At 69.6% G+C, this 12,474-nt stretch carries 11 protein-coding genes; 6 read left to right on the top strand and 5 right to left on the bottom strand.

Annotated features, from left to right (window positions below):
* Position 1: 1 nt before the first annotated feature.
* Entirely contained in the window at positions 2-1,240 is a 1,239-nt protein-coding gene (locus IE660_RS09535; RefSeq protein ID WP_328701917.1) for a M20 metallopeptidase family protein, read from the bottom strand.
* 116 nt (positions 1,241-1,356) lie between these two features.
* Here IE660_RS09535 and IE660_RS09540 point away from each other — a divergent pair, with 116 nt between their 5' ends.
* Together IE660_RS09540 and IE660_RS09545 are read left to right on the top strand one after the other, a co-directional pair.
* Positions 1,357-1,998: an RNA polymerase sigma factor gene (locus IE660_RS09540; protein WP_203568125.1), complete on the top strand. Its 642-nt coding sequence runs from the start codon at positions 1,357-1,359 to the stop codon at positions 1,996-1,998.
* Positions 1,995-2,876, top strand: coding sequence for a hypothetical protein (locus IE660_RS09545; protein WP_203568126.1), 882 nt, complete (start codon positions 1,995-1,997; stop codon positions 2,874-2,876). The genes IE660_RS09540 and IE660_RS09545 overlap by 4 nt, the downstream gene beginning before the upstream one ends.
* A gap of 93 nt (positions 2,877-2,969) precedes the next feature.
* Here IE660_RS09545 and IE660_RS09550 read toward each other — a convergent pair whose 3' ends face one another.
* The 3 genes from IE660_RS09550 to serB all read right to left on the bottom strand — a co-directional run bounded on the left by IE660_RS09550 (position 2,970) and on the right by serB (position 6,298).
* Positions 2,970-4,484: an acetyl-CoA hydrolase/transferase family protein gene (locus tag IE660_RS09550; protein ID WP_203568127.1), complete on the bottom strand. Its 1,515-nt coding sequence runs from the start codon at positions 4,482-4,484 to the stop codon at positions 2,970-2,972.
* Between the two features lie 89 nt (positions 4,485-4,573).
* Positions 4,574-5,383 carry an aldose epimerase family protein gene (locus IE660_RS09555; protein ID WP_203568128.1) on the bottom strand — a complete coding sequence of 270 codons (810 nt, stop codon included), beginning with the start codon at positions 5,381-5,383 and terminating at the stop codon, positions 4,574-4,576.
* Between the two features lie 9 nt (positions 5,384-5,392).
* Positions 5,393-6,298, bottom strand: a complete 906-nt coding sequence (gene serB, locus IE660_RS09560; protein ID WP_203568129.1) for a phosphoserine phosphatase SerB — start codon at positions 6,296-6,298, stop codon at positions 5,393-5,395.
* Positions 6,299-6,590: 292 nt separating this feature from the next.
* Here serB and IE660_RS09565 point away from each other — a divergent pair, with 292 nt between their 5' ends.
* From IE660_RS09565 to IE660_RS09575, 3 genes are all read left to right on the top strand, one after another.
* The gene (locus tag IE660_RS09565) at positions 6,591-8,042 is read left to right on the top strand and encodes a hypothetical protein (RefSeq protein WP_203568130.1); all 1,452 of its coding nucleotides are present in this window, start codon (positions 6,591-6,593) and stop codon (positions 8,040-8,042) included.
* 286 nt (positions 8,043-8,328) lie between these two features.
* Complete coding sequence (locus IE660_RS09570) at positions 8,329-8,709, top strand: VOC family protein (protein ID WP_203568131.1); 381 nt, start codon at positions 8,329-8,331, stop codon at positions 8,707-8,709.
* Positions 8,700-9,368, top strand: a complete 669-nt coding sequence (locus IE660_RS09575; protein ID WP_203568132.1) for a maleylpyruvate isomerase family mycothiol-dependent enzyme — start codon at positions 8,700-8,702, stop codon at positions 9,366-9,368. The genes IE660_RS09570 and IE660_RS09575 overlap by 10 nt, the downstream gene beginning before the upstream one ends.
* 1 nt (position 9,369) lies before the next feature.
* Here the strand turns inward: IE660_RS09575 and IE660_RS09580 are convergent, their stop codons facing one another.
* Positions 9,370-10,398 carry a class I SAM-dependent methyltransferase gene (locus tag IE660_RS09580; RefSeq protein WP_203568133.1) on the bottom strand — a complete coding sequence of 343 codons (1,029 nt, stop codon included), beginning with the start codon at positions 10,396-10,398 and terminating at the stop codon, positions 9,370-9,372.
* 85 nt (positions 10,399-10,483) lie between these two features.
* Here IE660_RS09580 and IE660_RS09585 point away from each other — a divergent pair, with 85 nt between their 5' ends.
* Positions 10,484-12,448 carry an FHA domain-containing protein gene (locus tag IE660_RS09585; RefSeq protein WP_203568134.1) on the top strand — a complete coding sequence of 655 codons (1,965 nt, stop codon included), beginning with the start codon at positions 10,484-10,486 and terminating at the stop codon, positions 12,446-12,448.
* Positions 12,449-12,474: the final 26 nt, after the last annotated feature.

A 12,474-nucleotide genomic window follows, 5' to 3' on the forward strand; every position in this document is an offset into this window, starting at 1 on the left:
CTCAGCCCTCCTTCTGGTTGTTCAGTCGGGTGATGGTGCGTACCGCCAACTCGGCCAGCAGCGCGGCACCATCAGCCAGCACCGAGTCGTCGAACACCGCGTAGGCGGAGTGGTTGAACGGTGCGGTCTGAGGGTCGAGGTCGTCGGGCACCGCGCCGAGGCCGATGTAGCAGCCCGGCACCTCCTCCAGCACCTGGCTGAAGTCCTCGGCGCCGGCCAGGGGCTGCGCCCACTCGACGAAGCGGTCGTCCCCGAACAGCTCGCGGATGGTGTCTGCGGTGAACGCGAACTGATCGTCGTCGTTGACGGTCACCGGGTAGAGGCCCTCGAGGTTGGTGGTGATCTCGACCCCGTGGGCCTCACCGATGCCAACCGCCACCCGTTCGAGTTCGGCGATCAGGCGGGTGCGCACGTCGCGATCGAAGGTGCGCAGCGTCGCCTCGAGGAAGCCGTTCTCGGGAATCACGTTGCCGGCTGTGCCGGCATGGATCTGGCCGACGGTGACCACGACCGGGTTGAAGATCGAGAACTTGCGGGTGACCAGGGTGTGGAAGGCGGTGGCGATCTCGGCCAGCGCCGGCACCGGGTCCAGGGCCAGGTGCGGGGTCGAGCCGTGACCGCCGCGTCCGGTCACCGTGACATGGAACAGGTCGGACGAGGCCATGATCGTCCCAGGTCGGGTGGCGAAGGTGCCGGCCCGTTCCAAGGCGCTGAACACGTGCAGCGCGAAGGCGGCGTCGACCCGCTTGCCGGCCGCGTCGAGAATGCCCTCGCGCAACATGTGCGAGGCACCGTTGCGGCCCTCCTCGCCGGGCTGGAACATGAACACCACGTCGCCGGCCAGGTCGTCGGAGAGTTCGCACAGCACCTTGACCGCACCGACCAGCACGGCCATGTGCAGGTCGTGCCCGCAGGCGTGCATGGCTCCGTTGGACGAGGCGAACTCCAGCCCGGTTTGTTCGTCGACCGGCAGTGCGTCCATGTCACCGCGCAACAGGACGACCGGGCGCTGGGCGAGGTCGTCGGGTGCGGCACCGCCACGCAGCACGGCGGTGATGCTGGTCAGCGACTCGCCCAGGCTGATCTCGAGCGGCAGGCCTTCGAGTTCGGTGAGCAGACGGGCCTGGGTCTGGGGCAGGTCGAGGCCCACCTCGGGGATCTGGTGCAGTTCGCGCCGCAGGGCGACCAAGTGGTCGGCCAATCGGTCCGCGGACTGCCTGGTGATCGATGCCTGACCCACGTCTGCTCCTCGTTCGCTCGCCCGTCTGGTCTGCCCTGTGACTGTAGTCGAGCGATGGCCCCGAACTGGTCCAGACTGGACGGGAACCATGCTGGGTCTCGTGGCATACACGGGTCATGACGGCGATGATGGAGGCGGTCCTCACCGCCCGGGACGAAGGAGGACCGATAGCTTCCTGGCCAACCATCGACTCCGACGTCGCGGACTGGTCGATGCTCGTGGAGCATCCCGACCAGGACGCGTTCCGTGCCATCTTCGACCGTCACCGCAAGGCCGTCTACAACCACTGCTTCAGGATCCTGGGCAACTGGTCGGCGGCTGAGGACACCACCCAGCAGGTCTTCATGGCCCTGTGGCGCCGAGCCCAGGAAGGCACCATCGATCCCCTCCAGGCAGAGACGGCCCGCCCGATCCTGATCTCGATGGCGCGACAGGAGTGCTTGACCCAGCAACGCTCGACCGGCCGCCAGGCCAACCTTCGCACCAAGGTGATCGCCTTCCACGATCGCGGCGAGGGCCACAACGTCGACGAGTGGGTGGCGGCGGAGGACACGATGGTAGCGATCCGTGAGGCGCTGGCCGTCCTGCCTGCAGAGCAGCGCGAGGTGATCGAGCTGGTCTGCTGGTCCGAGCTGAGCATGGCTGATGCGGCCAAGGCCCTGGGCGTCGCCGAGGGCACTGTGAAGTCGCGTCTGTTCCGTGCACGCACCACCTTGGCCGGCACCCGTGCCGCCACCCTGCTGGGAGCACACCGATGAACGACAACCTGCACCTTCCCCCTGAGCGGGACGTCCCCGATCCCGACGCGATGTTCGCCGCGATCATGGCCGGCGGGTCGTCCACCAAGGACGAGACCGTCGTCCGCGACTTCGACGAACGTGACGAACTGGCCGTGCGGCGCGCCCGCCGCAGCTGGCTGGCGCCGCTTGCGGTCGCCGCTGCCCTGGGTCTGGTCGCCGTCGGAGCTGGCATCAACCTGCTGCTCAACCGCGACGCCGGCGGTCCTGCCGGGACGGTCACGCCGAGCACCTCGCAGGTCGAGCCGACCTCTCCGACGTCGGGGCCGAGCCTGCCGGTGACCACCCACTCGTCCACCCCGTCGACCACGCCGAGCGCCACCAGCGCGCCGAACTCGCCGAGCACCTCGGCCTCGAGCACCGCACCCAGCACCGCCGCCTCGAGCGCGTCGTCATCCTCGCCGGCCAACCAGCCGAGCGTGATCGAGATGGGCGCCTACGGCAAGGCGACGTTGAAGTACCTGACCATCGAGCGGCTGCCGTTGCCGGCTGACTTCCAAGCTCCGGTTGAGTTCGAGTTCCTGCAAGCCTGGAACATGCGGTTGTGTGTCACCGGGCTGCCAGACTCGGCGAAGGCCAGCGGCAAGCTGCCGATCGGGGTGGGGGCGTTCCGTTCGGAACTGTCGCCCGACAGGCAGAACCTCAATGTCGTTGCCGAGGGTGGCCATCAGCCTGCCTACCCCAAGAGCAACACTGTCTCGCTGGCGGTGGGCGAGTGCGTGACGGGCTACGTGTCGGTCGACTTCAGTGGCTACGTCGACACTCCGTACGACACCATGCTGCTGACCTACCAGAACTCCCTCGGCGACCCGCCGGTGGTCTGGCGCTACTCCGAGTAGGCACCGAGATCGTCACCAGATGACCTGAGGCCCACGCTGGTGCGTGGGCCTCAGTCGTCAACCGGTGCCTCGTCAGAGGCTGGCTGTCGGTGCTCAGTTCATCTTCATGGTGCCGTTGGCCAAGAAGTGCACGTGCCAGCTGAACGCGCTGGACAGGTCGTGCGGGGTGTGGCGTCCGTTGGCCATCTTCTCGGCCAGCTTGACGTACTCGCGCAGCTGCTCCTTGTAATCAGGGTGCGCGCAGTTCTCGATGATCACCTCGGCCCGCTGGCGCGGGGCCAGTCCGCGCAGGTCGGCCAGACCCTGCTCGGTGATCAGGTAGTCGGTGTCGTGCTCGGTGTGGTCGATGTGGTTGACCATCGGGACGATGCAGCTGATCGCGCCGCCCTTGGCCGTCGACGGGGTGACGAAGCCGGACAGGTAGCCGTTGCGGGTGAAGTCACCCGAACCGCCGATGCCGTTCTGCATCCGCGAGCCCATCACGTGAGTGGAGTTCACGTTGCCGTAGATGTCGGCCTCGATCATGCCGTTGCAGGCGATGACGCCCTGGCGACGGATCAGCTCGGGGTGGTTCGAGACGTCCTGCGGGCGCAGGATGATCAGGTCGCGGTACTTCTTGGCGTTGTCGTTGACCCTGTGTGCGGCATCAGGCGACAGCGAGAAGGCGGTGCCGGAGGCGACGGTGACCTTGCCCGAGTCGAGCAGGTCGATCATGCCGTCCTGGATCACCTCGGTGAAGCTGGTCAGGTTCTCGTACTTGCTCTCGAGCAGGCCGGCGAGCACCGCGTTGGCGATGTTGCCCACGCCCGACTGCATCGGCAGCAGGTTCTCGGGCAGTCGTCCCTGCTTGACCTCGTGGTCGAAGAAGTCGAGCAGGTGGCCGGCGATGGCCTTGGAGTCCTCGTCCAGAGCCTTGAACGGGGTGTTGCGGTCGCTGGCGTCGGTCTCGACCACGGCGACGACCTTGTCGAGGTCAACCTTGAGGGTGGTCTGACCGATCCGGTCGCTGGGCTTGGTCAGCGGGATCGGCTTGCGGTGCGGCGGGAGCACGGCGATGTCGTAGTAGACGTCGTGCATGCCGAGCAGGTCTTCGGACTGCCACGAGTTGACCTCGAGGACGATCTTCTCGGCCTTGGCCAAGTAGGTGCGGTTGAGGCCGACGGACGACGAGGGCACCAGTTCGCCGTCGGAGGTGATCGCGGTCACCTCGATCACGGCCACGTGCAGCGGGCCGAAGAAGCCCTGAGCGACGTAGGTGGCGCCGTGCGACAGGTGCACGTCGGAGTAGTAGGCCGAGCCGTCGTTGATCTTGGCGCGCATCTGCGGGTCGGACTGGTAGGGCATCCGCCACTCGACCGCGTCGGCCTCGGCCAGCGCACCATCGAGTTCGGGAGCGGTCGACGCGCCGGTCCAGACGCCGATCTTGAACGGCTCACCCTTGGCGTGCGCCTCCTTGGCCTGGTGCGCGATGGCCACCGGGACGGCCTTCGGGTAGCCGGCGCCGGTGAAGCCCGAGAACCCGACGCTCATCCCGTCCTTGACGAAGGACGCGGCCTCCTCGGCCGACATGACCTTCGAACGGAAGCCCTCGTGGGCAATGCGTGACATCCATTTCCTCCTTGAAAGCGCGTGCGCGCGGGTGGACACCCCTGTGGGTGCAACGCTACCGAAGCCGAGCCCGTCTGGGCGCGGCAGGGTCAGACCAGGCTGATCCTGGTAAGCAGTTCATGGGTGGCACCTGAGGCCAGGTCGAGCGCGTGCTCGCGCACCATCGCCGACTCGATGCAGACGAACTCGTCCCAGCGGTCATTGGTGACACCCAACCCCGCGTCGACAGCCGGACGAGAGTTCCACACCACCACCTGGGGGAACCCCTCGCGCTCGATCCGGATGGTGCGCTGCCAAGGGTCGTCGACCAGTTCCAGCGGACCGTCCGCGACGTGCACCCGGTCGGTGTTCGGCCCGATCAGCAGGTCGCCCTCGGGCTGGGTGCCGACGGTGTCGGCGGCGGCGTCCCAGACCGGTGTGCCGCCCAAGCCGCTGATCCGGCACGAGTCGACCCCGCCGACGGCCAGGTAGGTGTGGTGGGCGGCCTCGACCCGGCGCGGCTGGTCACCGGTGTTGGTGATGCTCACGCGTACCTGCAGATCGTGGCCGGTCATGGTGACGCGCTGGGTGGCCTCGAGCCCGTCGAGCAGCAGCCAGTGCGTGGTGTGAAGTTCCATGTCGACCAGTTCGGCCTCGAGGCGCTCCCAGGTGTGGCGGCGGGCGGTGCCGTGCAGCGGCTCGTCGGCTCGTCCGAACCAGGGCAGGCAGGTCGGGATGCCACCGCGGAGCACGCCACCGTCGGGGTCGTCGGGCGAGACCTCCCAGAGGTCGTCAGGAGCGCTCCAGAGCACACGCTGGTGGTTGCCGAAGGGCTGCCAGGCCATCACCTGGGCGCCGTGGTCGGCGACGAACCAGTGGTGGTCGTGGTTGCCGAAACCCTCGACGGTGAACACGGTCATGTGGCCTCCTCAGTCGTGGTGGGCGTCGTCGCCGGGGCTGAGTTCGTCAGGCGTGGTGACCAGGGCCCAGATGGCGTCGAGGCGGGGAAAGCTGATGGCGACGTCGGCCTGTGCCGCGGTGACCGGCTTGGCGCAGTAGGCGACCCCAAGGCCCGCGGTGGCCAGCATGTCGAGGTCGTTGGCGCCGTCACCGACCGCGAGGACGAGGGCAGGTTCGATGCCCAGGTGGGCGGCGTACTCGAGCATCAGCCGTTCCTTGGCGGTGCGGTCGACGATCGGGTCGAGGACTCGTCCGGTGAGCCTGCCCTCGGCGTCGGTCTCAAGGGTGTTGGCCGCCCAGAAGGTGGCCGGGAGGGCCTCCGCGAGCGGCTGGACGAACTGTACGAAGCCGCCAGAGACCAGCGCGATGGGGATCTCGAGGATGGTGGCGCGGCGGGCGAGGTCGTCGGCGCCGGGCTGCAGGGTGACGTGGGCCCGGGCGCGCTCGATCGCGTCGCCGTCGAGGCCGGTGAGGGTGGCAACCCGGGCGTCGAGCGCCTGGCGGAAGTCGAGTTCTCCGCGCATCGCCCTCTCGGTGGCCTCGGCGACCTCGGGACCAGAGCCGGCCTCGTCGGCCAGCAGGTCGATCGCCTCGGTGGTGGTCAGGGTCGAGTCGACGTCGAGGACGATGAGTTGCGGCGGGCGGGTGGCCAGCGGCCCGGTGACCACGGCGTGGTCGACACTGTGCTTCTTGGCCAGCTTGAGGAACGCCTTGCGCAGGTCGTCGTCGACCTCGTCGGTGCGGGCGCGCAGCGCCCAACCCCAGGTGCCGCGCACCATGGCGACCTCGGCATCGACCAGGTCGACCATGGCTTCCGCGAGGTCGACCGGCAGCTCGCCGGGTCCGAACAGACACAACAGGGTGGATGACCGCACGGTCCCACCCTAGGTGTGGTGAGCGCCGGTCGAGTAGCTCGCGAGGAACGAGCGAGCGTGTCGAGACCACGGGCTCTGTGTTCGGGGAGGTCCTTCGTGTCTACCGCGGGTGCGAGCGCCAGCGAGCCTCGAATCGCGCCTGAACCACTCGCGGGCAGGGCTCGTAGTCCACAATTCCAGGCCGCTCGAAGTCCTGTCCACAGGCTCGAACGAGCTCCTCGAAATGTCAGTGCCACCAGCCAGAATGGAGTCAGGAATCAAGCACACAGTCGATTGATCGAGGAGGTGCATCATGGCGATTGCGCAGCCCAACCAGGCCGCCGAGGACGCCCCGCAGCTCGACCTTGCCGTGCGGCGGCGTGCCGTCCTCGACCAGATGCGCGAGCGGCAGCGCGTCCTTGATCGCGCCTACGCCGACCGGTTCATGCTGGCCGCAGAGTTCGCCGACCTCTACCCGGTCGTCGACGACGAGACCCCGTGGGCACTCCACGGTGAGCGGCTCGTCAGTCTTGGAGGCGAGGGCTGTCCCGACGTCGCCGAGTTCGCCGGCCTCGAGATGGGCGCACGGCTGGGCACGCGCCACGAGTGGGCCACCGCCACCATGCACTCCGCGTTGTCGGTCCGCCACCGTCTGCCCGAGTTCTGGCTGATGCTCGACCAGTTGCGAGTGGAGGTCCCCTTCGTCCAGGAACTGGCCTCGATCACCCGCGAGCTCGCCTTTGCCGATTGCCTCGCGTTGTCGGCGCGACTCGCCACGATGTCGACGCACACCGCCCCCACCAAGCTGCTCGAGTACGCCAAGGCTGCAGTGATGCAGCTGCTCAGCGCCTCGACCCTCGACGCGAGCGAGCAGGCGCTGGCCGATCGCCATGTCCGGGTCGACCAGGGCGAGTTCGTCGCCCACGTGAGCGGCAGCCTCGCCAAGGCCGATGGTCACTTCCTCGATGCCCAGCTCGACCAGCTCGCCCGCGTCCTGGGCCAGGGTGGCGACACCGATGCCTGGCAGGTCAGGCGGGCGAAGGCCTTGGGTGTGCTTGCCTCACCCGCCCGCGCGTTGCAGCTGCTTCAGGCCTCGTTGCTCGACCAGCAGCTGCCCGACGGCACCGACCTCGCCTGCCCGGCCGCCGGGCAGCGCGGCCACGTCTGCGGCCAGGTCACCGTCGACCCCGAGAAGCTGCTGCCACGGGCCGTGGTCTACGTGCACCTTTCCGAGCAGACCCTGATGGGACGTTCGCCGTGCGCGGCCGGCATCGACGCCGACGGTCCTCGCGATGGCCGGCCCGCCGATGGCACCCTCGGGGCGAGCGAAGGTGTCGCCCGCGTCGAGAAGCTCGGTCCGATGCTTCGGTCGATGCTCACCGAGCTGCTCGGGCACACCCGCGTGCGGCTCACCCCCGTGCTCAGGGTGGGTGGCCAGGCGGCGACCAGCGCCTACGAGGTGCCGCAGCGGATGCAGGAGGCCGTCAGGCTCAGGAGTCCGGTGTCGGTGTTCCCCTTCTCGACCCGGTCCTCACGCGGACTGGACCTCGACCACACGGTGCCGTTCGACCCCGGTGGGGCGCCCGGGCAGACGAACGAGGCGAATCTCGGTCCGCTGGCGCGCAAGGAGCACCGAGCCAAGACCCACGCCGGGTGGCGCGTCAGACAGCAGACCCCGGGGTACTTCCTGTGGACGTCACCCCTGGGATACAGGTACCTGGTCACCCCGGATGGAACCGTTCCCCTGGATCCGTCGCCCCCGTGACGTGCCCGCCGCGCTCTGACCGTGCGGCGAAGGCGCCCAGCCGCCGATCCAGCGAAGTGACGCACCACAGCACAGCACGCCTCGCCTGCCGCCCGACCCCCAACAGGGAAGGGCGGCGAAGCATGCCCGCCGTGCCTTCAGCCCCGGGTCGGCGGCGGACGACGGGTCGCGCCCGGGTCGGAAAGCCCGATGCGACCGGTCGGGCCCTCGCCGAAGACGCGCACGGTAGCGGACGTCGGCCGCCGCTTGCCGCATGGTGGCCCCACCTCAGGCGGATACTGCAGGCATGCACCGTTCCCGCATTGGACTGCTGCTGGTCGACCATCCGACCTCGACCCATGACCACGCCATGACCTTCTGGGCCGGCGTTCAAGGCCTCGAGCCCGAACCAGACAGCAGCGACCCGACCTTCACCCATCTGGGCAAGCTTGGCGCCGTCGTCCTCGAAGGGCAGCGGCTGGGCGACGACGACCAGGCCCGGCTCCACCTCGACATCGAGACCGACGACGTCCGGGCAGAGATCGACCGCGTCACCTCACTCGGCGCCCGGGTGATCAGCGACCACGACACCTGGGCCGTCATGGCCGACCCGGGTGGCGTCCCCTTCTGCGTCGTGCCCATCCAGTCGCCTGAGCTGTTCGGTGCCGAGGCCCACACATGGAACTGAGCGGAGGCGAGGCGGCCTCCACGCCCAAGGGCCTGCTGCGTCAGCTCCCCGGTCTTGAACCTCTGCTGAACCGGCCTCGCCCGGCGGCCCGCCTGCGCGATGCCGCCCTTGTCCAGCTCTGCGACGTGCTCGAACAGGTCGGTCCCGACGCCCCCACCCTGTGCGGTGGCTTCGATGCCCACGAACTCGCCATCCACGTCTGGCAGCTCTCCCACGACCCGCTGGCCTGGCCCGGCATCGGTGTGCGCAGGTTCGCGCCCCTCACGGCCCGACGGGCCGCCCGAGTCCGTGCCCGCACGAGCTTCGAGGCCATCGTCCACGAACTGCGCCATGGACCGCGCCAGCCTCGAGCCATGAGCCTCGAACGCACCGCCCTCCATCCGCTGGGGGAGTACTGGGTGCACACCCAGGACGTCGCCAGACCCAACCGCGTCGAGCTCCCGGCGCCGTCGGACGAGCTCGAGGACGGCCTGTGGGATCGTCTCGCCCCGGCGGCCAAGATCCTCCGGGGACGCCGAACCCCCAGACTCACCCTGGTCCGCCCGGACGGTTGCACCATCGTCGTCGGACGCGGTCCGATCACACGAACGCTCACCGGCAAGCCGTCCGAGCTGCTGCTCTGGGTGCACGGGCGCCGCGACGTCGCCGACGTGCGCTGACTCAACGCGTCAACGACGTCACCGTGAACTGACGATCCTGCGCGAGTCGGCTCACCTGACCGACGCGCAGATCACACAGCACTCGCGCCCACGGCAGGTGCGAGTTGTGGACGAGCGCCAGCCGCCCACCAGGTGCCAGTGCACGCGCACCCTCAGCGAACATCTGCAGCGTCGGCCCGGAATCCTTGGCCACCCCTTGGTGGAACGGCGGGTTGCTCACGACCAGGTCGAGGCTGGAGTCAGGCATCTCCGAGAGCCAGCGCACCCCGTCCACCCAGTGGGTGCTGACCCTCACCCCAGCGGACGAGGCGGTCGCCGCCGTCGATGCTGCCGCTGCCCACGACGAGTCCACGGCGATCACCTCCGCGTCCGGCAACCGGCCGGCAAGCCACGTGGCCAGGATCCCGGCTCCCGAACCCCAGTCGAGCACGCGGCTGGGGGAGCGGCCCTCGAGCAGCCCGGGCAACTGCTCCAGCAACAGCCGGGTCGCAGCATCAAGTCGTCCTGAAGCGAACGTCGACCCGTGGTGCGTCACCACCAGGTCACCACCGTCTGGCAGGGTGATCGTCCTCGTCCGTGGCCAGCCGGGACGCCACCCGGCGGGGTGGGCGATCGGGTCGCTGGCGTGCAACACGCGCGCCTTGTCGCGTCCGAGGGAGGCCCGCACGGTGCGGAAGTGACGCTCCAGCACCGTCGTGGCCTGCCTGGTGAGGTCCTTGACCCGCGCCCCGACCAGCAGGTGCTCGGCCCCCGCCTGCACCGCCCAGCCTGCGTACTCGTCCAGTGCGTCGAGCGACTTCGGCAGTCGGACGAGCGCCCGCTCGAACTCGCCGAACGCACCGGGCTCGACGACCTCCACCGGTGTTGCCAACGAAGCCTGGTCGTCGGCGAGGTCACAGAATGCGGCCACTGAGGCACCCTCGCCGGCCAGATGCGCGGCCAGCGCGGGGGCGTCCAGCACCAACGCCGAGGCCACCGGTCCCGCTTCGTCCAGCAACAACCGCTCCAGCGGTGACAGCAGACCAAGCATGGGCGAACGATATCGGCGGTTGGGAACTGCTCCCCTTTCGGGGGAGAATGGCCCCTGAATGCCCACAGCCCGCAAGGAGAGCCACATGGCCCAGCCTTCCGCCCCATGGCGCGCCACCTACACCCCCGGACGCTGGGTCGTGCTCGCTGGCCCGCGCTCGCTGGTGATCATGCAGCCGGCGCCGGCGCGGATGTCGAGCCTGCTCAACTCCATCTGGGACGACGTGGCCGCGGCCTCATCGATCTCCGACCTGGTGCAGCGCCTGGCGGAATACCGGCTCGACCGGATGCCCAACTTCGCCGCCTTCCACTGGGACGACGACGGCATGCATTCCCTGGTGCGCGGTTCGCTGCAGGTCATCGACCCCCGCGACGGCTCCCTGGTCAACACTGGTGAAGGCGTCATCACGTGGCGTGAGGCGGGCGTGCCCCACCAGCTGGTGCGCATCGACATGGAACCGGTCGACCAGGACCAGGAGCTCCAACTCCCGCTGATGGTCGGCGCGGTCCAGGCTTCGGCGATCGTCCTGGACGCCACCGAGAGCGTCGCCCCGAACTTCCCGACGACCACCGAGCTCTCGGTCCTGCCCGGCGGGGGAGAGGTCGACTCGGTCGCGTCTGACCAGGACGAGGTCGCTGCACCCTTCGTCCCTGTCCTGGTGGGTGGCGAGGACGCCGACGACCCGGTTTCTGCTCCTGACTCCGACTTCGATGACCGACCCGAGGCCGAGGCGGAGCCCGCGGTCGAGGACCAGCCGGCGGTCGAGCCCGAGGCGGAGGTTGAGGCAGCGGCGGAGCCCGCGGTCGAGGATCAGCCAGCAGTCGAGCCCGAGCCCGAGCCGCAGCCCGAACCTGAGCCTGCCCCGCAGTCGGAGCCGCAGTTCCCGCCGGCCACGCCGGAGCTGGAGCCGGAGCCCGAGCCAGAACCACACCCCGAGACCCAGCCGGAACCCGAACCGCAGCCGCAGTTCCCACCCGCGCCCCACCTGTCGGCCTCACAGCCGTCGGCCTCCCAGCCGTCCGCCAGCCCGCTGCCCTCGGCCTCGTCGCAGCCGTCTGCGGCTCCGGTCCCGTTCCCGCCCCCTTCCGCCGGCCCTGCCGGTGGCTGGGGGCAGCCGCCCGCCGCGCCGCCTGCAGGTGCGTGGGGTCAGCAGCCCCCGCCCGGGTGGACCCCTCAGGGTCAGTCCCAGCCCCAGCAGCCCTGGGGCCAGCCGCAGCCTCAGCAACAGCCGGGTCAGTGGGGCCAGCCACCCCAGCAACAGCAGCCCTGGGGCCAGCCTCAGCAACAGCAGCCACAACCCGGGCAGTGGGGTCAGCCGCCGCAGCAACCGCAGCAGCAGTGGGGTCAGCCTCCCCAGCAACAGCCGGGTCAGTGGGGCCAGCCTCCCCAGCAACAGCAGCCGCCCCAGCAACAGCAGCCGCAGTGGGGCCAGCCGCAGTCGCAGCCCTCGGCCCAGCCCCCGGCCGAGCAGGCGTGGGGACCTCGTCCCGGCGCCGCCGCGCCCGACCAGTCCGAGCACGACGGCAACACCATCTTCATGACCGGTATCGCCGCCACCCACAAGCCTTCGGCCGCCCAGCGCACCGACGACGAGGGCCTCGTCCTGGCCGCCATGTGCGCCCAGGGCCACGCCAACCCTCCGGGCAGCCCGCGCTGCCGGCTGTGCCCGGCCCCGGTCGACTCGCACAACCCGCGCCTGGTCAACCGGCCGGCCCTCGGGGTGCTGCGCACCTCCAGCGGCGACGTCGTCGACGTGGTCGGCCCGGTCCTGATCGGACGAGCCCCCTCGGCCACCGGCCAGGACGCCGGCGCGGTCACCCTCAAGGTGCCCAGCCCCAGCTCCGACATCAGCCGCACCCACTGCAAGGTCGCCCCCGACCAGTGGAACCTCACCGTCACCGACCTGCACTCCACCAACGGGACGATCGTCCAGCACCCGGGGGAGCAGCCGGTTCGACTCAGCCCCGGTGAGAGTGTGACGATCGAAGCCGGAGCCGTGCTCGACCTGGGTGACGGCGTCACCATCGAGGTCGCAGCACCGCAGAACTGACCACACCCTGTCCCCATGACTGAAGA

It is taken from the genome of Aestuariimicrobium ganziense (assembly GCF_015352975.1).
GTDB classification, from domain to species: domain Bacteria; phylum Actinomycetota; class Actinomycetes; order Propionibacteriales; family Propionibacteriaceae; genus Aestuariimicrobium; species Aestuariimicrobium ganziense.